This window comes from Desulfomarina sp. (assembly GCF_054039375.1).
On sequence record NZ_JBPLBA010000251.1, the window covers coordinates 15,445 to 37,937 of the forward strand.

Annotated in this window: 15 protein-coding genes; 5 read left to right on the forward strand and 10 right to left on the reverse strand. The window is 46.8% G+C overall.

What is annotated here, in order from left to right:
• The first annotated feature begins 45 nt into the window (after positions 1 to 45).
• Complete coding sequence (locus ACXLDX_RS13910; RefSeq protein WP_457577790.1) at positions 46 to 786, forward strand: endonuclease/exonuclease/phosphatase family protein; 741 nt, start codon at positions 46 to 48, stop codon at positions 784 to 786.
• Here the strand turns inward: ACXLDX_RS13910 and ACXLDX_RS13915 are convergent.
• The 4 genes from ACXLDX_RS13915 to ACXLDX_RS13930 all read right to left on the reverse strand — a co-directional run bounded on the left by ACXLDX_RS13915 (position 744) and on the right by ACXLDX_RS13930 (position 5,350).
• Positions 744 to 2,168: a sensor histidine kinase gene (locus tag ACXLDX_RS13915; RefSeq protein ID WP_457577791.1), complete on the reverse strand. Its 1,425-nt coding sequence runs from the start codon at positions 2,166 to 2,168 to the stop codon at positions 744 to 746. The genes ACXLDX_RS13910 and ACXLDX_RS13915 overlap by 43 nt on opposite strands.
• A complete protein-coding gene (locus ACXLDX_RS13920) occupies positions 2,149 to 2,823 on the reverse strand; it encodes a response regulator (RefSeq protein ID WP_457577792.1) in 675 nt (224 codons plus the stop codon). Before ACXLDX_RS13920 ends, ACXLDX_RS13915 begins: the two co-directional genes overlap by 20 nt.
• A gap of 7 nt (positions 2,824 to 2,830) precedes the next feature.
• Entirely contained in the window at positions 2,831 to 3,556 is a 726-nt protein-coding gene (locus ACXLDX_RS13925) for a purine nucleoside phosphorylase YfiH/LACC1 family protein (RefSeq protein ID WP_457577793.1), read from the reverse strand.
• 258 nt (positions 3,557 to 3,814) lie between these two features.
• Complete coding sequence (locus tag ACXLDX_RS13930) at positions 3,815 to 5,350, reverse strand: DUF3373 domain-containing protein (RefSeq protein ID WP_457577794.1); 1,536 nt, start codon at positions 5,348 to 5,350, stop codon at positions 3,815 to 3,817.
• Positions 5,351 to 6,036: 686 nt separating this feature from the next.
• On the opposite strand from ACXLDX_RS13930, the gene ACXLDX_RS13935 reads away from it, so the two are divergent.
• On the forward strand, positions 6,037 to 6,837 hold the full coding sequence (locus tag ACXLDX_RS13935) for a sirohydrochlorin cobaltochelatase (RefSeq protein ID WP_457577795.1): 801 nt from the start codon (positions 6,037 to 6,039) through the stop codon (positions 6,835 to 6,837).
• A 108-nt stretch (positions 6,838 to 6,945) separates the two neighbouring features.
• Here ACXLDX_RS13935 and ACXLDX_RS13940 read toward each other — a convergent pair whose 3' ends face one another.
• From ACXLDX_RS13940 to ACXLDX_RS13960, 5 genes are all read right to left on the reverse strand, one after another.
• Positions 6,946 to 7,626, reverse strand: a complete 681-nt coding sequence (locus tag ACXLDX_RS13940; RefSeq protein WP_457577796.1) for a uracil-DNA glycosylase family protein — start codon at positions 7,624 to 7,626, stop codon at positions 6,946 to 6,948.
• A 6-nt stretch (positions 7,627 to 7,632) separates the two neighbouring features.
• Positions 7,633 to 9,927: a serine protein kinase PrkA gene (locus ACXLDX_RS13945; protein ID WP_457577797.1), complete on the reverse strand. Its 2,295-nt coding sequence runs from the start codon at positions 9,925 to 9,927 to the stop codon at positions 7,633 to 7,635.
• Between the two features lie 32 nt (positions 9,928 to 9,959).
• Positions 9,960 to 11,594, reverse strand: coding sequence for a SpoVR family protein (locus ACXLDX_RS13950; protein ID WP_457577798.1), 1,635 nt, complete (start codon positions 11,592 to 11,594; stop codon positions 9,960 to 9,962).
• Positions 11,595 to 11,778: 184 nt separating this feature from the next.
• Positions 11,779 to 13,182, reverse strand: a complete 1,404-nt coding sequence (locus tag ACXLDX_RS13955) for a DUF444 family protein (protein WP_457577799.1) — start codon at positions 13,180 to 13,182, stop codon at positions 11,779 to 11,781.
• A 32-nt stretch (positions 13,183 to 13,214) separates the two neighbouring features.
• Positions 13,215 to 15,275: a serine protein kinase PrkA gene (locus tag ACXLDX_RS13960; protein WP_457577800.1), complete on the reverse strand. Its 2,061-nt coding sequence runs from the start codon at positions 15,273 to 15,275 to the stop codon at positions 13,215 to 13,217.
• A 263-nt stretch (positions 15,276 to 15,538) separates the two neighbouring features.
• Between ACXLDX_RS13960 and ACXLDX_RS13965 the strand changes: the two genes are divergently transcribed.
• The 3 genes from ACXLDX_RS13965 (at position 15,539) to ACXLDX_RS13975 (ending at position 18,127) form a co-directional block, all read left to right on the forward strand.
• A complete protein-coding gene (locus tag ACXLDX_RS13965; protein ID WP_457577801.1) occupies positions 15,539 to 16,192 on the forward strand; it encodes a helix-turn-helix transcriptional regulator in 654 nt (217 codons plus the stop codon).
• Positions 16,193 to 16,195: 3 nt separating this feature from the next.
• Positions 16,196 to 16,576 carry a RidA family protein gene (locus ACXLDX_RS13970; RefSeq protein WP_457577802.1) on the forward strand — a complete coding sequence of 127 codons (381 nt, stop codon included), beginning with the start codon at positions 16,196 to 16,198 and terminating at the stop codon, positions 16,574 to 16,576.
• 213 nt (positions 16,577 to 16,789) lie between these two features.
• A complete protein-coding gene (locus ACXLDX_RS13975) occupies positions 16,790 to 18,127 on the forward strand; it encodes an L-cysteine desulfidase family protein (protein WP_457577803.1) in 1,338 nt (445 codons plus the stop codon).
• Positions 18,128 to 18,241: 114 nt separating this feature from the next.
• Here ACXLDX_RS13975 and ACXLDX_RS13980 read toward each other — a convergent pair whose 3' ends face one another.
• A complete protein-coding gene (locus ACXLDX_RS13980; RefSeq protein ID WP_457577804.1) occupies positions 18,242 to 22,255 on the reverse strand; it encodes a hypothetical protein in 4,014 nt (1,337 codons plus the stop codon).
• Positions 22,256 to 22,493 lie beyond the last annotated feature (238 nt).

The window sequence follows — 22,493 nt, forward strand, 5'->3', positions numbered from 1 at the left end:
CTCACTCAATTTGCTTACTGCAATTGAAATCAGTATCATATCAATATGCGATTACTTCTCTATAATATACGTTACGCAACGGGGCATAAAAACGGGTATCATCTGCCCCTGCCATTTTCCGGTTTCTTTAAAAAAACGGATGTCAATCTCCAACGGATAATCAATTTTATCTCATCAGTCAATCCTGATATTGTCGCTCTGGTGGAGGTGGATTCCGGCTCTTACAGGTCAGGAAAGTTCTGCCAGGCCGGAACCATTGCCAGAAAACTTGGATTCGATTACGTCGTGGAAAATAAATATCCCGGGGATTCCATCGCCCAGATTGTTCCTCTGCTCAACCGGCAGTCAAACGCCCTGCTCACCCGGCAGGGTATTGTCAGTCATACCTTTCATTACTTTGAACAGGGGGTAAAACGACTGGTCATTCAGACGGATTTACAGGAAATCGCCATCTTCATCGTCCACCTCTCTCTAAAATACAGACACAGACAGAACCAATTGGAATACCTGCATAACCTGACCCTGAAAACCGACAAGGAACTAATCATTGCCGGTGATTTCAATACATTCTGGGGCAGTGGAGAACTCAGTCTTTTTCTGGCCGCAACCGGCCTGAAAAATGCCAATGTGACCAATGCACCTTCACACCCCAGCCACGCCCCGCAGCGGCAGATTGATTTTATTCTGCACAGCGAGGGAATACGTATCGACAATTTTTATATTCCCGATGTCAGACTCTCCGATCATTCCCCGCTGGTCTGTGATTTTTCCTGTATTGAGAGCTGATCCAGGGGCAGTCTGACCTCAAAACGACTGCCTTCGTGCAGAACTGACCGGACTGACACACTTCCCCCGTGAGTCTCAACCACCGCCCGCACGTAATTCAAGCCCAGGCCAAGACCTTTTTCCGAGCGACTGCGATCCCCCCGGTACAATCTTTCCCAGATACGTCCCTGTTCATTTTCTGATATACCCATGCCGTTATCTTCAAAAACAACCAGGCAGAATCCTCCCTCAACTCCGGCAGATATTTTTACCCACCCTCCTGCCCGTCCATATTTAACAGCATTATCAAGCAGATTGGCCCAGACCTGGGAAATTCTTGTTCGATCAACAATGAGATGAAGTTCCTCCTCTGCCTCAAGACTCACTTCCACCTTTTTTTCCTCAGCGACATACTCATAGAGAGTGACAATTTCCGCCAGAAGCTCCCCCACTTCACATCGCTGCAGATCAAGGCGCATGGTTCCGGATTCCGCTTCCGCCACACTCATCATAATTTTCAACATGGCCAGTACCCGTTCTGATTCTTCCAGGCAGTCCGACAGGGCCTCCCTCAACTTCTCACAATCGTCATCAGCCTGCAGTCCGTATTCAGCCACGGACCGCAGCCTGGTCATGGGAGTACGCAAATCGTGAGCAACATTGTCAAGAGAATCCTGCATCTCTTTAACAAGCTGACGATTCTGGACAAGCAGGGAGTTGATCTGTTTGTACAGCCTGTCCAGCTCCGGCCCGTTTCCCTGCTCGGGAAGAAGTGTCGATTTCGGCCGGAGAATAAGCTCACTGATTGATTTTTCCGTTGAAACCAACGGGGTCAGACTCAACCGAACATAAAACAGTGCAAGTGGCAAAAGAAGCAACGAACTGAGAAGGACAATTACAATTATCCGTTTTTCCAGCATTTTATAGACACGAAAGTTTGCACGACTATCCGCGCCTGCCTGAACAATAACATTATCCCCATATTTTCCGGTAACAATGGTCAACACTCTCTGTTCCACGCCGCTGCCAATACGGAGCCAGACTCCCTCCTCTGTGGGAGACAGATCAACCAGGGCCTTGATGTCCAGATGCTCCCCATGTTCATTGACCAGAATTACATGGTCACTGCCACGAACCATTCTTATAAACGCAAGTCCCCGCAACGGCTCCCGACTTCCCATGGGGATAAAACCAAGGTGCAAATCCACGGCATTACCGGTCGCCAGGTAATCATTGAGCATTTTCCCGGTTGCTTCTCTTTCAATCTCCTGCAGACTGCCCCGGACAGTAAATAAAAGCAGGGTTGCCAGCAATGCACCACCGGACCAGAGCAGAAAAAACAGGGGCAGGGCCCGTTTTATTCTGGACCAGGAAACATCCTCCCTATTCAGCTTTAAGGACATAGCCTACGCCCCTGACGGTATGGATCATCTTTTCATTATAATCTTTATCCACCTTGTTTCTCAATCGACAGACAAGAACATCCACCACATTGGTCTGGGGATCGAAGGAGTAGTCATATACGCGTTCGAGAATTGCCGTCTTGGAGAGAACCACTCCCGCATTGCGCATCATATATTCAAGAAGAGCATACTCCTTGGCCGGCAATTCTATTTTCTCTCCTTCACGGTACACCTCATGCTTCAACAGGTCCATTTCCAGGTTTCCAACACTGAGTAAAGTTGGCAGAGTGGACTTTCTGTCTCTGCGTATCAGGGCTTTTATCCTTGCCAGCAACTCACTGAAGGAAAAAGGCTTGATCATATAGTCATCACCTCCCCTCTGCAATCCCTGGATTCGATCATCCACTGACTGTTTGGCGCTGAGAATCAGGACAGGGGTGTTCACCCCTTCCGTCCGCAGAGTTTCGATCAGGCTCAAACCATCGAGACGGGGAAGCATCAGGTCTATCACCGCGGCATCATATTCATTTGTCAGGGCATGATTCAAACCTGACTCACCATCCCCACAGACATCCACATTAAAACCGGACTCCTTGAAACCTTTCGCGATAAAGGAGCTTATTTTGCTATCGTCTTCAACAATAAGTACGCGCATTTTTCCCTCAATCCATGATAATTACGGAACAGTTTCTGCCAGTAATTCCATCTCCCTGCCGCCGGGCCCTGCGGTATGAAAAGAAATCTTCAGAACAGCTGGTACAGCTTCCCTCCATTGTTATATTGGCATCCGATAAACCAACATCAATTAACTGCTGCCTGGAAATCTGCCGAAAATCAAAATAACAGGGGCGAACCATAAAAGGGACAAATGATGGCGGTAGTTCCGTTTTATAATTGATAAATTCAGCACAGCACGGCCCCAGGGAAGAACTGATAATCCCATGCAGATTGCCGGGAAAAACACCAAAATCAGACCGCAGGCGGGCCACTGTCTTCCCAAGAATATTGATAACATTCCCCCGCCATCCACAATGAACCGCTGCTATAACCTTTCTCCGCGGATCATGGAGAAGAACCGCCTGGCAGTCAGCCTGCTGGATCATAAGACCGACCCCTCTCTGATCTGTAATCAGGCTGTCAACACCGTCCAGTTCCCTGTTTTCCACCAGAGAATTCTTCAGGGAAAAAATTGTATCTCCATGAACCTGGCGGGCCGAAAGAAGAACAGAGCTCCCCATCTTCTCCTGAATCACCATACGATTCTCCCGGACAGTCTCCGCCCTGTCCCCCACCCCAAAACTGCAATTCAGAGAGTCGTACGGGGGAAAACTGCCTCCACCATGTCTGTTGAAAAAGGCATACCGACATGTACAATCATCAACTGCCATAATTTTCTCAATTTTCACCTCGCACCTCACACCGTAACTCCTCACAGGGACAGCAACTCTATGGTTTTATTATTTCTGAACTGTAACTGCTCACAGGTGCCTTTCCCAGAGTAAAACAGTCGTCCCGCCCGGGCAAACAAAAAAACGGGAATATCCACAAAGTGGACATTCCCGCCGGGAATAACTGTTTTCGATCAGCATGGCTGGATCGAACAGTTCAACTATTTATGCCCTCCGGCACAAAAAAACAGAACAATCTTAGAAAAAGGCCTCAAAGGTCAGATAAACCTGGTCCGCCTTCTCTATTGGATCAATTCCCATCATCTGCAGTTTAGCACGATCTCCCGCATCACTTAAGTCATATGGTGCAAAATTCCAGTCTCCAGAACCGGAATAGTCATACTCATAATGCTGATATCCCAAACGAACAAATGTTTTTGCGTATTTGGAAATTGCCTCACCGGTGGGAAGATCCCAGATAGTGTACACTTCATAGACCTGACCACGGGTCGCCAGTTTGGACTGATAAATTTCATCATGTCCCGGTGCCATTGCCAGCCAGTTTTCTGAACCGTAGTTAAATTCCGCACCGAATTTCAAGCCGACCTGATCGAGATCATACCTGATACCGGCATAGAAAGAATAGCCGTTTTCATTATCGGTGTTGGGACCGGTCGGGCTGAAAGGATCATTGAGGAGACCATCATAATCGGGCCTCGTCTGTGACCAGCCGCCGGCAATAAAGTAATTGAAATCAGCAATCTTATCCTGGAACACACCGGAAGTATGAAGGATATTGCCGAGGCTTCTTCTATCACCCATGCCGCTCATACTGCCGAAATTGGCATTGATGATCGGATCCTGGAAATTCGGATAGTTGAAGAGATTAAACGCCATAAAGCTCTGAATATAGGCAAACCTGTTGCCTTTCTTCATGATATCCCAGCTCAACCCTGCAAAATCGGTATCATCCAGATGGTTGGACTCATCTTGAAGGCCGGCTTCAAATCCGCGTCCATAACAGAACCGCACGCGGCTGGTTCCAAGACTCTCCACACCCCAGCTCCAGGCATACCCCAGGGATAAACCGTCAAACGGCCAGTCCATGAAAGCCATGGGAGTCGCCATCCGCTGGTCGGTTCCCATACGAATCTGGGCCGGAGGTCCATCTGTAGTCGGGCGACGTCCAATGGAGAACCACATGGGAAGCCCGGCGATATTGTTCCAGTTCACAAAAGCCCTGTCCACATAAAGAGCACTGGAACCAACGGGTGATCTTGTTACGTTACCATCGAAAAGAGGATACATGGCTCCACTTGCATCAGTAAAAGCCGACTGGTTCCCCCATGTTTTGAACATAGCCAGTCTGCCTTTGAATTCTACATTTTCAGTGGCCTTTACACGCATATTAAGACGGAAGCGGTTGGTAAAAATGGTATCGTTGTCAACTGAGCGACCAAAAACGGAATCGGCATTGTAAAAATCCATCCGGGCACGGAAATCACCATAAAGCTTAAAGCGTGCAGCCAGATCCCAGTCCTCTGAACGATCATCAAGATCTTCGAGACTCTCTCCCAGGTCTTCCACATTGCCGTCCAGTTTTTCCACGTTCTGCGCCAGAGCACGGTTCTGTTCGGACTGTGCAGCCATGGCTGCCCGCAGCTCATCCAGTTGACGGCTCAACTCTTCAATCTTTCTCTCCATATCAGCAACATTAGGCCCGGCACCAGCCATTGACAGGGCCGGCAGAGTCAACATCCCTGCCAGTGCAATTACGGAAATCTTCTTTACCATTGTATTTCCTCCCTCAATTTTCTCTTGTATCCCTTTACGGGGGCTTATAATTCCAGCAAAAACTTTTCTCTGACGATTAAAGAAAAACAGTATTTAATATAATAGGGAATTACTATCCCACTCAGTCGCATTTGTCAACATTCTATCAAAAAAACAGATGAGCCACAAATAAACACCAATAAAATAACAGGATCCTCGAACGAAAATTCTATTTTTTCCTGATGCCCATGAAACTCACAGGTTGCGGCTGAGTTTTATTCGTCATTATAATTTGTTTTATCTCAACATATTACAATATTTTTTCAAAAAAAGCAGTTATTCACTCAAAAAGCAAATAGCCGGCTTCAGTAAACATAATATGCAACTGGTCACAGGAGTAGCAAGTCGATGATTTTATTACTTCTGAACTGTAATTGCTCACAGCTGCCGCAGATTTTTACAGTCTCTTCTTCGCTGCAGTCTCCCTGTACGGACAAAAGAGACCGTGAAAAGCTGGGGTATCTGTGAACAATTTATCATAATATATCATATTAAAATAACTTATGAATACATTTTTTCATTTTCTGAAGTGCATGATTTGGGTAAAATCATCAAACTGTACATTCACCTTCCTTTGTAATTGGTCACAGGGGTAGCAACTCTATGATTTTATTACCTCTGAACTGTATTACTCCAGCGAGCCGAAAATGAACAATCCTGTCGTCATGATTGCCTTCGGTACCACTTCAAAGGCTAAATCAACTTATGAGATCCTCCATAAAAAAATCTCACAATACTTTCCTGACCGGGAAATATTATGGGCATTTTCATCCCGGATGATCACCCGCACACTCAACCGGAAAACAAAAAAAAAGATCTGGCAACCGAAGGAACTGCTGCACCATCTCGCCAGGTCAGGATATCGTTCAGTGACGGTACAATCCCTGCACCTTTTTCCCGGAACAGAGTTTAATGCTTTAAAAAAAATAATATCCAATACGGAACTATTTTGTTATACCGGCTCCCCTCTTCTCACTTCCCCCGCCGATTACACTGAAATCTGCAACATCCTGACATCCCTTATCGCGCCATCCTCTGATACGGCCACTGTTTTTATCGGTCACGGAACAAAACATCCGGCCTGGACAGGTTATCTCTGCCTGGAAAGATACCTCAGGCGTCATTTTGGGAACAGTATCTATGTGGGAACAGTAGAAAATTTTCCGGAGACGTATAATCTTGTAGATGAAATAGCCGCAGAAGGGTTCGGAAAAGTACAGCTTATTCCCTTCTTTCTCGTTGCCGGTATGCATTATAGAAGAGATATCGCTGGAATCAACAATACTTCCTGGCAGTCCAGATTCAGGGAAAAAGGATTTAAAACAAAAGTAATAGAGCAGGATCTGGGTACATTGACAGGGTTCGACAGACTGGTAATCCGCCATATTAGAGAAGCCGCTGACATTGCACTCAAATCAGACTTGAATCGGGAGACTGTCCCCGAATGACTATTTTTAAACAATTTACGTACAAGAGCCTGGGAAAAGCGCCAGAGTTTCATGGATAATCAGGTTATTTTTTAAAAAACTTTCATTGAATTGGAAAAAAGGAAGCATTCACTGGTGGTCTTCAGAAAAGACTTCGCGGTATTGTTCAAGACGAAATTGAAACACAGAATAGGAGGGATCACGCAGCCTGCGGGTTTTATATACCCTGCTGGAGCCAATCGCCCGATTTGCCGCGTTTGAAGGAGATATCAGAGAAAGTGTCGATACTTCTCTGTTTTCAAACCTGAACACGTGCTTTCTGGGAAGAGTATCCCGGACAAGAGTCAACCGCAGTCCATGCTTTTTCAACTGCCTGCGAAAGAGGTATTCCGGCCCGTTTTGAGAGTTGCCTCCGGTAAAGAGAAGTGTTTTGATTGAAGGATGTGCATGAAGTTGAGCAAGTATGTCCCGTAACCTGATTTCCCGCATGCCAAGATCGGACGCGTCCTTTTTTTCACGTTTGCAGGAAGCCACGATATCGCAGATCCCAATGCGCTGCCGACCGAGAAATTCCTTTCTCTGCTCCACAGCTTTTTTCGAGTTATCATAGAGGAGAGAGAGGGAAAAAATCTCATCCAGTAATGGCCAGAAAAGTCCGTCACAGCTGCCGTAACAGAAGTCCACATCCTTTTTTTTTAACTCACCGGTGGAAAACCGCGGCGGCGGGAGAGTACCGACGATCAGTTTTTCCGCATCCGGCGGAATGAAAATTTCATAGGGGTGCTGATGATAAAACACTAAAAAAATCAAAACCTCTCAGGTTACACCGTTCTTGGAAAACTCCTCGGCAAGATTATTATCAATGACATAGATACAGATTTCCTTGGCACCCTGACGGGAATAGAGATGTTTCTTCTGCAGGTTTTCCATCATATAAGTGACATCATCCTGGATCTTCCGATCGTAAGTTTTAAATTCCTCCTGGTTGAAATCTTTCACAGCCCGACGGAAATTTTCATTTTTCAGAAAAGGCTCCAGCACTCTGCCCTTCAGATTGTGAACGTATTTTTCGTAGAGATGGCTATAAAGCGTCGTTTCGGTAATGGGCAGCCCGTCACGGAGCATTTCCTGGGTCAGCGCCGTTGAAGTATAGGCTTTCTGGGTCGTCGCCCTGAATGCCGGTGCATCTTCGACCTCTATCTGCAGCTGACTCTCCACCCGCCGGAAAAATTCTTCTGTGATTTCAAGCTTTTCTCCCGTGAACTCACAAAACTCCACAGCCCCCACCTCAAAATTCACCCCAAAGATATAATTGATAAGATTTTTAGAAATCTGCTCTTCGTTATAGTAATAGAGTGATTCTTTGACCTCCTGCAGTACTGTATAGTTGTACATCCTTAACAGTGAATCAAGAAAACCCATGGGAAGAATATCCCGATCCTGCTTGCAGAATTTTCTGAAGAACCTGCCCAGCATGGACATATCTATCAGTTTGTCATCCTTGGCATATGTTGTATAAAACTCATTAAACATCCTGATGGAATCCCTGCCGGACAATCCTTTCCAGCCATCTTTTTCCGATTCAGCGATTATTTTCAGCCGTCTTTTGGCATTAAAATTTTCTATATCCTCTTCAGATAACCACTCCGGAATATGGCCGGTAAAAATTTCCATTTTCAGCAGCTGCAGATGTTTGTCGCAGTACATCTCGTATTTTTCCGGGCTGTCAATCCACTCCTCCATCGCTTCTGATTTTGTTCTCAGGCGGGTTGCGATAATAACCCTGGCAAAATTATGAAGAACACGCGGCAGAAAACTCTCATCAATATGCTTGCCGAAGTTCTCCCTGTAAATATCAACTTCTGTTTTTAAATCAAGCACATATGGGATATTTATATACTCAACCCTGTCGGCGAAGGCATGCAGGTCTTTCAGCAGTTTTTTGTCCTCCGGATTCATCAGGGCAAAGAGAAGGGATTTGACCCGCTCCTCCATGTCTTCAACCTTGTGAACTCCATCACTGATAATATTATGAAGCTCCATCAACCTGTCGGTATTGTGGGATTTAATATCCATCAGCGCATAGATGCCGTTATTGGTTTTGGCATACCTGGAATAGAGGTAACTGACCCGCATTGCGCCATCCAGGGCACTATTCAACCTCCTCTGAATCATTTCATTACTCATCACATTGTGACGAAGCGGTTTGTCACCCGGATTGAAAACGGAAATTCCCTCTCCCAGTTTTCTGTTAAAGACGTAGGGCCTGGCAAAAACACATTCAAGAACCTTTGTCGGATCCTGGAGCTTTTTCAACAGTTCATCATAAATGGAACTGCAGATAGTGCAGGGCTCATCCTGGAAGATCCATTCATAATTCTTCTCGGTAAAAAGGTGCCATTTTATCTCGTCATTTTCAAAGAGATCATCAAAAAAACGGCGGCGGACATCTTTCGGGATCAGGAGAAGCGGGTGATCATGACTGGGACAGGGTACATCAAAAGTTCCCGCGAGATCCCTGCTGTCGTTACAGGCACATTTCAACTCATCCGCCAGTTCACTTTTGCCTTCACTCTCAAACACCCAGGCAAGTTTGTTGGTCAGGGAATTGAGGCTGTGCACTCCCCCCACCAACCGGTCATGTTTCAGGCGCCAGACGACTTCATAGCGGGATCCTTCCGGGGAGTTGGCATATTCTTCAAATTTTCTGAGAAGATTATTGAGAAAGGTCGACTTACCACTGCCATGGGGACCGTCAAAAATAAATATCTTATTCTGTTTTCCGCCTACCTTGAAAGATTCCACATGCCGCATCAATCGATTGGCAAACAATCTGTCCGCAAAAAAAGGCCTGTCTGACCCCTCCACAAAGAGGCGGGTACAGTCGTATTTTAAAAACCCGATGGATTCCGAATCATCTCCGCAGTCCTCTTCCTCATCACACATGTAGGTGTTGATCATATCCACATAAACCTGAAAAACATCGCGGATAAGCTGCTCGGGCCGGGCTATCACTTCCTGAAGAAAATCCGCAAAAGAAAGCGCAGGCCGGCTGTTGTTCCGCCCCTCATGTTTTGCAAGGTTCTCCATGGCATTTGTCAGATCACGCATATCATCACCATTCGTAACTGATCACGGGATTTTCAGTCAACCCGGGTTCTTGTTAATTTCCTCTCCTTCATCGTATACCTGATTCGCTGCCATTTAATCTTTCCGGCTACTGCCTCCTGACCCGGCGGACGAGTCTTCCCTTCGCCCTCCTTAACCGGTTCCGGTTCAGCGGTATAAAGAGAAACCTTTCCATCCCATAGAAATTCAACGCCCATCAGAGTCGCCTCAATATATTCACGAACCAGGGGTTTCTGTTCAAAAATATGGTTCAGGATAAGAGAGTTATTTTCATCAACATTAATTATAATTGCAGGTGGATGATAGAGAGAGTCCATGACCATCTGTTTATAATGCTTTGCCTTTCTGCTCTTGACATAGTATTCCCAGGTCATACGCTCCTTATTCAGTCGTTTGTCGGCAACAAAAAGCCTATAGGTATCAACAAAATCCTGATCAATAAAAGTATTGATGAACATGGAGTCGGAAAAATTTTCCCGCACTGCGAAAATAAATTCCTTACCCATACCCGTTTTCGCATCATATTTTCTACGCTGATGGCTGTCGGAAATACGATCAAAATCAAAAGAGAGCCGTCCTTTATCTGCTCTGGATTTCAGGTACTGAAAGAGACGCATTCCCAGGGCATACGGATTCAGGCCCACCCTGGGCATGGAAGTGACCTTGGCGTTCACCCGGGCAAAATCAACCTCATGCCCCCGGATACGGTCATCAGACAGGAACAGTTCCTCATGCCAGTAACTGGCCCACCCTTCATTAAGAATTTTCGTTCGGATCTGTGGTTGAAAATAGAGGGATGTTGTCCGGATCACTTCCATTACCGTTTTCATCCATTTATTTTCCTCCCGGTTCAGGAATTCGGAGTTTTCCATCAGAAACTTCAGCAGATCCGGGTTACGGTCCGATTTTTTTTCCTTGAGCTTTTTCCTGTAAAATGATTCAAATTCGGCATGACGCTGCTTCACATTGTCAAGAAAATGCTCCTCCCCTTTCTCCCCGAATTCCCGCATGCAGTCATTGTACCGTTCAATCTCAGCAACATAACCGGCAATGGAACTGCCCGGCTGATCCTGCAGAAATATATCAAAATAATAATCCACCATGGACAACTCCTGCCCACTCTTCTGCCCCGAAAATCCAGAGAGCAGATCAAAGTAACCAACCAGGTTATCAATGGACCTGGAAAATTCTATAATATAATCCACCCACCTGCCTTTTTCAGAACGCAGCTTTGCAATCAACCGTTTATCAGAAAGGGCTTTTGAGGCAAAATCATAGTCCCAGGTATGGCGAAAAAACAGATTATTCTGAAAAAAATCAATATGGCCGATGACATGATAAAAAATCATCACGTTCAGCCAGTCGGGATTATTATCGTTGTAAAACGATATGGGAGGCCTGGTATTGATTACCGTTTCGTAGGGATTGCTGGGATAGAGTTCATACTGCCCCTGCTCACGCAGCACTTCAACATCCTGAACCCAGTAATCATACAGAGTTGGGATCATGGTTTTCGGGGAAAGCTGCAGAAAGTCACGATTGGTTACGATATACTCAAGACTCTCATCCTGAAAACTGAGCCCCTCATCCCGGGCACGCTCCTTACATCCCTCCATGATCTTCTTCGCATGCTGGCTGATCAGTTCCATATATTCACCCCTTTACCCGCTACACCGTAATTGCTCACAGACACCCCAGCTTTTCACGGTCTCTTTTGTCCGCAGCAGTAGGCTATAGCGGACAAAAGAGCCTGCAAAAATCTGCGGCACCTGTGAGCAATTACAGTTCAGAGGTAGTAAATTCACCGAGTTGCTACCCCTGTGACCAATTACACTACACCTCACTCAAGGAAATAAGATCCCGGATACCGCTGATCAACCTGGTTTCACTGGTATCTTTTGTTATAACATCCAGTCGAAGATACTCTTTTTTCTCCTCCAGCAACCCCGAGCTCCGCAGGTATTTTTCAACCTCTGTCTGGCCGGAAATACCATAACCGTTTTCAGCAATAGTGATACCGACCCGGCTCGCGTAGGAAAGCATTTTTTCAAGTTGCGGCAGAGCCTTGTCTCCCTTTGTATCCCAGTCATCCCCGTCTGTGCCGTGAAAAATGTAAATATTGTTGTCCCGCACAAGATTCTCCTTCGCCACAATTTCGTTCACCAGCCTGTACGCGGTATAAACCTGGGTGCCTCCGGCTACCGTCAGATTGTAATATTCCTGGAAGGTTTCAACCTCTTTCGCCTCCGTATCGTGGAGAATAAAACGTGTCTCCACCTGGTTCTGGTATTGATATGTCAACCAGGAATAGATCAGTACATGCTGGTTCACTATCAACTCGGTAGGTTTACCGCCCATGGAACCGGAATAGTCCCGGACAAAGAAGACAACTGCCTGGGATTCATAATCTTTTTCCCTGGAAAGAATGCGATACACCCTGTCTTTCGGAGAAATCAACAGCTCACAGGGATCCACAACGTCACCGGGTTTAATTTTTTCCAGTCCGATATTGGTCTGCAGTATCCTCTTCAGGGTTGCCTTTTTATCAAGTATCTGGCCAAACCCACGATTTTTATCCGTCAGATCGTAGGTGTAACGTGTCAGGGACCTTTTTTTCCCCTTATCCTTCAGGTTGGGAAGCTCAAACTGCTCAGTGAGAATTTTGCCCAGGTCATAGGCGTTGGATTCAACATCATGGGACCCTCCTTCACCCTGGCCGGCACCACCCTGCCCCCCCTGCTCGGGTCTGACAGGCTGCTCACCGATAACCTCACCCTCTTCGCCGTCACCGGAACCACCTTCACCGGAACCGGGATCGTCACCATCACCATCCCCTTCTTCATTGACCCGCACTTTGTCGTGGAGCAGTTTCTCTTCCACCGTCGTAGGTATGATCACAACCTTGTCATTGCCGCCTGCACTGGGCTTGACCATTTTTCCAACCCGGATCTTCCTGGGAAAACCATCCTTTTCCCGCTGCTTATCCCTTTGCAGAAGATAATCAAGGGACTGAACTGAGGTAATGGAAACAGCCTGTTTTTCGGGAGAATCAAGAAAAAGAGTGGAATCAGTCAGGGGATGGAATTCAGACCCTTTTTTAAACAAAGACACAGCGCAGGCCATATGGTCTTTTAAACTGTCCATCAAACCGATTTCAAAAAGAATTTTATCCTCCTGTTCAGGAGACAGCCCCTTTACCTTCAAGGTGTGATAGAGAGTTTCCAGCTTTTTTCTCATGATATTTCACCCCTTTTAAACATGATCCCGAATCAGTTTTCATCAACCTGGGTACAGAAATACTCGATGGTCTTCTGGGCACAGGTGGTGCAGTAGCCAAGTTTATTCAGCATGGTTTCAATCATACGGTCATAAAGCTTCTGATTCTCTTCATTGGTGCGATTGGCCAGGGCCCCGATCAGACTGCCTGAACCGGCAATATCCGATTTCAACCGGACATCGGTCACAGCCTTGACCAGTTCCAGGTTATCCATAAAATCATAGTCGGGATTCACAGAAATCTTCTGACCATAAATCTTACGGATGGATGTCCTGAAGGAATCCTTCTGTTCTTTTGTTTTCAGGCCGAGACAATCCTCCACGGAATTAATATATCGCTCATCAATTTTCAGGGCCTGCAGTTCACCCGTCTGCGGATTCTTGTATTTCCACATCTTGTCCGAGCCCAGGTTTTCCGCATCAATCCCGATAATCATATTGACGTAATTCATCACATCCTTGCGAATAGCAAGAGGTTCATCCATATAGGCGTTGAACATTTCCGTCATGATCCGTTCACGATACAGCCCCCTGGCAATCTTAAGATCATCGAGGAACTTTGCCCTGTCATTGGATTCGGAGACATAATCAAGAATAACCCGCTCGATTGCCTGGAAAACATCATAACCAAACATGCATTTACCTTCGTTGGTCTCCGTCCCCTCCAGCATCAGCTGGATGGCCCTGCCGAGATTACGCTGACCGAGACCCTTCTGACCAAAACGCTTTGTGATATCATGCTCCTGGCTGAGCGTATCAATCACCTCGGAAAGGGTTTTCAGGCTTTTTTCCCCTGCGACCTCCCCCGCCGCCAGTTTCATGGTCTCAATGGGGGTCAGTTTCTCGGATCTGGGCAGACGGGTCAGAACCACAGCCACCGAGGCGGCATAGTTCAGATTCGGATCCTGATGCATTGCCTCTCCGGTCAGAGTCGTCTTTGTTTCATTGCCGATGGCATAGGCTGTCAATTCACTCTGCAACCCGTAGTTTGTGTTATGGGAGACATAACAGATACGGCACCTGTCAACGATCGGCGCCTCTTCCTTTTCATCAAGAAAGCGGTTGAATTCGGAATTGTTTGATGTGGCCACAATCAGGGTGTCAATGGGCCATTTATAACCGTCAATTTCCACACAGCGGTTCTGAATTATTCCCAGATACACCTGGACAAGATCCTTCTTGTTTTTATAAATTTCATCACTGAAATGAATACCGCCTCCCGCCACCCTGGCAAGTGCTCCACGCCGCAGATCAAACCGGTAGGGATTATTGGTGTCGGTAATATGGAGCAGACGCTGGATCGATTCCTCACCGAGCAGATCCACCGCCGAAGAGGTTATTTTGTCCTTTGCGGGGTATTTCCCTGTCACAGTCCCGAGACTTTCCACCAGCGGCACGGGCACAATTTCAATGAATTTAAGCATATCTTCCAGCTTGCCCCCGGTATACTCACGGATATTGTTCCAGATATAGGCGGAACACGCTCCCAGGGGGCGATAATTCTCATACCACTCCTCCAGAAGCTTGTCAGAAAGCCGGTATCGTCTGGCCAGGTACTCTCTTGAATCATTTTCCGTCTCATGAAGATTCATGGCAAGAACCATGGGGTCCTCATAAGTCTGGGATTCTATGATTTTTATATTCCCGTAGGACCCAAGTTTATCAAGATTAATAAAGCGAAAGGTGTATTTCCTGTTGGTGGATACAGAAAGAAAATCCCGGTACATTTTACAGAGATACTCAACAAGAAACGTTTTACCGTTTCCCGGTTCTCCCACCAGAACAAAGGCCATTTCCTTGGAAGACCCGCCTTCGGAGGCATCTTTTACAAAGGAGACGAAAGAGTTTATTTCGTCATACATGCCGACGATATGTTTCTTCCCTTCCCGAAAGATTTTAAAGTCAAAGGTATTTTTACCGTTCACCATCACCTTTTCGATATCTCTTTCCAGAATCATCCGGCTGACACCCTGAAAAGCGTTTTCAAAGACACGTTCACCTTTTTTCACAGATGTAATATGACGGTGGAGTGAATTATTCTTTTGCGCGGCCATCGCTTCCCTCCCTGAAAGGTTGAGATAGAATTGAAGCAAATTCGTTATACCTAATTATCTCCACAAATCTCCTGAAAGATCAAGAAAATCTAATAAATAATTCAGTGATTGGTTTTTCTTTCTTTCAATTATCAAGAGCTTGTTCACTGTATATTTATTCCGGATTCAATTTTTTTTGAACTATTCAACTTTTTTATATTGACACTTTCTCCAGAAGTTAGCATATAATGTTTAGTGCATAATCACAAAACTATCAGATGGAAATGATGGAAAAAGAACGCATATTTGAAAATCTCAGACAGGTGGCAGATGCAATCTGCGCCCTTTTCGGACCAAACTGTGAAACCTGTATCCATGACCTGACTGATCTGCAGCAGTCTCTCATCTACATTAACGGTACCGTGACAGGCAGAAGAACCGGAGCACCGGCAACAGACCTGCTGTTGAAAATGCTCCGGCAGCCGGAACCCAAAAACCTCAACAGGCACAATTATAAAACCACAACCCGGGACGGCAGGTGCCTGAAGTCCACGACTTCGATTATCCGGGACAGCAGTGGAAAACCTGTGGCGGCATTCTGTATTAATTTTGACACTACCGATTTTTTCAATGCGGCCCAGGCCCTGCAGCCTTTTATTTTCCACCGGGAAAACGACAGCGGGACCAGTCAGGAAACGTTTGCCCATTCCGCCTCCGAGACGGTGGAGGCGATTTTTGACCAGGCAGTAACAGAAATAGGCAGACAACCGGTAACGATGAATGTGGAAGAAAAAACACACCTTTTTACAATTCTGGAAAAAAATGGAACCTTTCAGTTCAAGGGTGCCGTGGAACAGATTGCCGAACTGATGGGTATAACTAAATACACAGTCTATAATTACCTGAAAAAAATCAGAAACAACACACCAGCGGAGTAAATCATGTCAAAAAAAGTCATTGCAACCGATCAGGCCCCCTCGGCCATAGGCCCCTATTCCCAGGCAATTGCCACAAACAACCTGCTTTTTATTTCCGGCCAGCTTCCCATCAACCCTGCTGACGGCAGGCTGCTTGAAGGAAACATTGCGGAAAAAACCAGGCAGATTCTGGAAAACATCAGGGCCATTGCCAAAGAGGCGGGAGCGGATCTCGACAATATCGTGAAAACCACCATTTTCCTGACAGACCTTGCTGATTTTCAGGAAGTCAATGAAGCCTATGGTGATTTTTTTCCCGAAGCACCGCCCGCCCGCTCCACAGTACAGGTAGCTGCTCTCCCGCTGGGATCAAATATTGAAATTGAATCTGTTCTTGTCCTTTAATGGCAGGAACGGAATCCATGGCCTGGCCTCAAATCCCGACTGCGGCGATACAACCCTCAGTCGAGAACTTCCAGATAAACCGGCATCCCCGGATGCTATGGCTCGGCCACAAAAAGCCTATGAAAATCCAGACTGCGGCAATACAACCCTCAGTCGAGAACTTCCAGATAAACTGATAACGTTACACACGGCTTGAAATCACCTGGAGAAAAAATGAACTTTACCGTAAAAGATATTCTTGAGATGGAAGTCACTCTGGCCCTGGGCTGCACGGAACCCGTTGCCATTGCACTGGGTGCAGCTGCGGCAGTCTCAATCCTGCCGGAGGAAACTGCCATTGATGCCATTGCAATAACGATTGATCCGAATATTTATAAAAACGGAATGGCCGTAACCATTCCCGGAAGCGGTAATATGCAGGGCCTTGACACAGCAGCAGCCCTGGGAGCCTTCGGCGGCAACCCCTCCAGAGGGCTGGAAGTCCTGGCCGGCCTGAATGGCGAAGCCATTTCCAGAGCCAGACAGCTGCTCGACGAAAATAAAGTGTCGGTAACACTCCGGGAAGAACCGGGACTCTATGTCCGCACCATTATAACTGCTGGTGAAAACGTTGCGGAATCCCTTATTGTCGATCTGCATAACAATATCGCTTCCCTTAAATTAAATAATATCGAAGTAAAAGATTCCCCACTCCTTTCCACTTCCAGCAGGAAAGGAACAAAACACCCCCTTGCAGAACTGGAGAACTGGCTGAGGGAATTAACCCTTGAAGATATTCTTGAACTGACGGCAGACCTGGATGACGACGACCTTAATTTTCTTGAAGAAGGAGTAAAACACAATCTTGCCCTGGCCGAACATGGCCTGAAATACGGCACAGGCCTGGGTATAGGCAAAGCTATTGACCGGTTGCTCAAGCAGAAACTCCTTGTCAAAGACATGTCCACCTCGGCAAGACGTCTCACCTCGGCAGCGGCTGATGCGCGGATGGGAGGGGTAAACCTGCCGGCCATGAGTTCTGCCGGCAGCGGGAACCATGGTCTGACGGCGATCCTGCCCATCTGGGCCGTAAAGGATTTCATTGATCATGACCGGGATACCATTCTCCGGGCCATCGGCCTCAGCCATATTATTACCGCTTACGTCAAGGCCCACACGGGAAGGTTATCTGCTGTCTGTGGTTGTTCCGTAGCCGCCGGAGCAGGGGCAACGGCAGGAATCACTTATCTTGTCGGTGGAGACGTACACCATATGGAAGGAGCCATCAAAAATATTCTCGAGGATCTGGCCGGGGTAATCTGCGACGGCGCCAAGGCTGGTTGCGCCATCAAACTCAATACAGCGGCAGGTGCCGCCGTACAGGCTGCGCTCTTCTCCCTCCAGGGAGTCAATGTGAAAGACACAGATGGCATCATTGGAGATTCCACCCGCAAAACCATTCAGAACATGGGAGAACTCAGCCATGACGGTATGACCCAGACCGATAAGACCATTCTGAAAATCATGCTTGAAAAACAGATGACCAGAGAGAAAAGTAAGAAAAATTCCTGAGTCTGTGACGACTTTGTGATTTTTTATCTCATTACATACAAAACTCAGTCTGCCACCTGCGAACCCGGGAAAACGAAATGCTCACAGATGCCACAGCTTCAGGAAACTGAAAAATTATCCCCGTCGAGCCATCTTTTTAGTACGAACAAGCTTCCCCTCTCCGGTAACTTCAAGATAGCCAAGCCGGAGCAGGAGCAGTGTTCCCGGGAAAATATCCTCTCCGAACGGTTTTCGGATTTCCCATTTTGCGCTGAAAAGACTCCCGGGCAAAAGTGTTGCGTCATTCTCACACTCCAGAATCATCGGATAAAAACTGCGCTGTTCAAGACGTTGTATAATGGCCTGTTCCACCTCACTTCGCTTCAGTGCTGTCTCCAGCAGCCAGTCCGGCAATTCATCCGGCAGATTGCGGAAATGAAGATAGCTGCTCAACAGAATATCATTTCTGCCGCCCCAGCCGGCAGCATTCCGGAGATCTTCAACCTTGTCCGGATTATACAAAAACCCGGAATCGTTGCTGACAAGATAAGGGTAATGGGGAGCAAACAGATATTCCCTGTTCCCCCCGGACATGGAGAGACCGAGGTGATGCTTGATAACTTCAAGTGTCTCCTCCCAGGACTGCCTGATTGCACGGGAACTGTTCCGCCTGTTCAGACTGAGAGTCAGCAGGGACATATCCTGCCGGGTCACTTTTCTGCTTGACTGGGTTACCTTGATTTTGAGCAAATCCTTCAAGGTTTTTATATCCTTTATTTTCCTGAACTTGACCTTTTTTCCCACTCCTGCGGCCGAATGGAAATAAGCCAGTAGAGAAAAAGACTCCCGCACCCGCCTGTCCTGATAATAGTTGCCCGCAAATCCTGCAAAACCGTTATCTTCTTTACCATGAGATTGCCAGTTCTCCTGAAACGCCCGCAAAATACCTGTTCTGCCGATTTCGGTGTGCAGTCTCTGCAGGTACCACAGCCCGTTGTCTGATCTGTTTGTAAATTCCAACGCGGGAAGCCGGGAAATCCCGCTCATGGCAGGACTATCGAGTTCCAACAGCAACCGGGCAATAATATTCCCGCTTCCGACTATTCGTTGCAGGCGGACAAGTTTTTCGTTGTTGTTTTTTTCCTGTAAATTCCCCGTTTCCAATGAAAGCCGAACTACGGTTTGCAATTGGGCATCAACTGTCCGTTGCAATATTTCTGCGAGATCTTCATGGGAAAAAAGCCGGGCCACAAAGGTCACCATAATATTTCCCATGGAATTGCGACCTGCAAATGCAATGAACCGTTCCAGAAACTCCGAGTCTGCCGGCATGAAAGAACCTGTTTCAGCCAGCATGGCCAGGATATATAACTTGCTCACAAGCAATCCATAATCACCGGCACCGGGAACATCTCCTGAAACCCGGCGAAAATCTGCCGACAGGCTCCCCGCCAGCGCTCTCCTGATACTTTGCTGAAGTTCCCTGTCATGAAAAAAGGAAGCACTTCGAACCAGGCCGGCAAGTTCCAGCAGAACGGCGACATCTTTATTTCCACGGCCTCCGGGAAACCGGGGTATTCCGGGAAAAATTTTCTTTGACCATAACCGGCTGACACTGACCGCATCCTCTTCCCGCAGGCCGAAAGCCATCAGCGTCAAAAGAGTCTCAAAGTCAAATCGCTTTCCCGTAACCAGTCCAGCAGCAAGGGAAGCGGAAAGCCCTGTCTCATCTTTACCTGCCAAAAGAGCTTCACCCCTGATTGCGGCCAGGCGCAGATTCTCATTTGCGGATTCTCCCAGCCTGGCAAAAACCTCTTCAAATTCGGGATCTGCAAGGGAAGAAATGCCGGACAGAAAAAGGTTGACGACCGTCTCCACAAAGCTATTGGCCCTTGGAAAAGTAAGTCTCAGATCCTTTCTTCTGCCATATGCCAGAATCATATCAACGAACTGTCGACCATCGAAAAAAGCAAAACTATCCCTGAGCAGTTCCGGGGCTATACCCGTCCTGCCCCTTTCCTTCATGGTTTCAAAAACACTTGGCACTCCACGCGAACTCCGCCCGGAAACCCTGGAATCCTGAAGGGATGCATTTTTTATTTCGGAATCCCTGCCGGTAAAAATTGTTTCCAGATCTCTTTTCCTGGACTCAAGGAGCAGAACACCCCTGAACACAACAGGACTTCTCCCCACAACACGATCATAGAGAATCCTGCGAAAGGATATTCGTTTTAAGGCAGCTGTTTCGCCAAGGGTTTTCAGTACACTCACAGCACCATCAGCTGTAGTCACCATGAGACAATCATCAAGAATTGCCTCTGGCAGTTTTTTCCAGTTCTCCATATCTTCCACGGCAGGAAGAAAGAAGAAACCAGGTTTTTCAGGGGAACTGAAAAGATAGGAAATCAGTGGCCCGGAAAGAAATGCCTGTTGCCCGCACTGCCGCTCTCCTTTTTCGAAATATTTTTCGGCTGCTCTTTTTTTCCTGTTTTCTCCGATGAGAGCATCAAGAAACCGCCTGTGGCTCTCCACCTGCTCCACTGGTAATACCGACCAGGAATTCAGAAGAATATACCCGGAGTTGTTCTTCTTTTTCTGCAGGAGGGTTGTGGCAAAATCATCATAGCTGACCAGAAACTGCGGTTTCTTCCATCGGGGCATAACCTGATTGTCCCAATATTGCAGCGATGCCAGGTAATGACCGATCAGGTTCCTCCTCAACCTCCTGTCCACCGCCACAAAATTACTGAAAATATTACTGGAATCACTGCGAAGGGGATCAATACCCGGATCACAGGTGTTAAGACTGCTCTTGACAAATTCATTCTCTATTTTTCGACTTCTGATATTTTCCAGATCATATTGCCCGCCGAGAAAAGTGGAGGAAACAGTGTAACTCATTTTCAGGGGATGATTGCTGGTCCCCACGATTTTTCTAGAATGCCCTCCGGATTCATTACTGTTTTTTTCATTCTGCAACCGATACCGAAGTCCGGCTATCTTTGAAAGTGCGGGATAGAACTGAAAGACAAAGTCCTCCAGAGGAAACACGTCACCAGCCTTCCAGGGCCTGATCGAATCCGCCGACACCCGGGTGGTTTCAACCACAATTCCGTTGCTGTTTTCCATAATTTCCCCGGCAATCTTCCCCGGTGCTATATAAACCTGCATATGGCCAATGACATCTCCACCGGTGGTCCGCAACAACCCCCTGTTTGAACCGACTTCCAGTTGAGGGTACAGATCATCCAGATAGGCGAGGACTTCCTTGGTCCCCCCCTCGCAGTCATTGAGATTATGATATAGTCCGTCAAGCAGCAGCCCACTGCCATTACCGGGATAGTACTTGTTTTCCGCATAGGCCTGGAGAATGGTTATCAGGGAATAGATGTCCGGTTCTCTGGCCAGCCGTTTCCGTATTTTCATGAGTCGCTTTTCATAGCGTGCCAGTGCATCTTCCAGTGTAAAGGCTGGTGCCATCCCCTTCTCAATCAGCGCTCTGCTGAGATAATAATATTCCGCTGAAATAATGAAGAGGGAAAATCTCATGTTCAGAACAGAATCTTTGAGATCCTCTCTGACGCTGTCAACAAAGGATTTCTCCCTCTCCTGCAACTCTTCCCTGGAATAGGGTGCCGGTACGGAATCGATGAAAATATCGCCCTTGAGGGTGGAGGTTCTGGAATCCCTGATTTCTTCCCAGATTTCAGTTGATGGTTTATCCGGAATAGTATTACTGGAAAAAACAGGAACCAGAAGTCGACCTGGCGGAGTCTTCCTTCCGAGAAAATGGCCGTTTTTCTCCCGTGAAAAAAGAGGAATGAGTGGGACTGTCGGCACAGGCCCAGGCTGTACGGTTCTTACGCTTTTCCTGTCACTTTTGCCCGCAAGACTGAAAGGAACAGATGCTTTTACAATTCCTTCAATGGGAGTATTTCTGTTAAAATCCTGTTGTGTTGAATGAGGAACATTCACTTTCTCCCCGGCTGCGGTCTGCATTTTTTGCAATTGTTCCCCGGAAAACCTCTCCCGAAACAGCAGCAGAGAATCTTCTCCGGAAAAAAGCGCAACCAATGCAGCCAGCACATGGAGGACAAGCGTTAAAAAAAATGGAAGACAGTATTCTTTGTACTGAAAAGATTTTTTCACAACAAACCGGGGTACAAGAGTATTAATTTTCTGTTTACAGACACGAGTTAATAGCGTTCCACCTGGGCGTTGCCCGGTCAAATTTAAAAATAACTTTTCTGATTACATATGAAACTCAGCCTGTTATTTGTGAGTCTGGGGATTGGGCCTGTTTTATCAGGCGTATTTCAAAAATCACATTAGACTGATTATAAAATGATCTGGACTGACACTTTTTCATTTGAATTCCTTATCAATT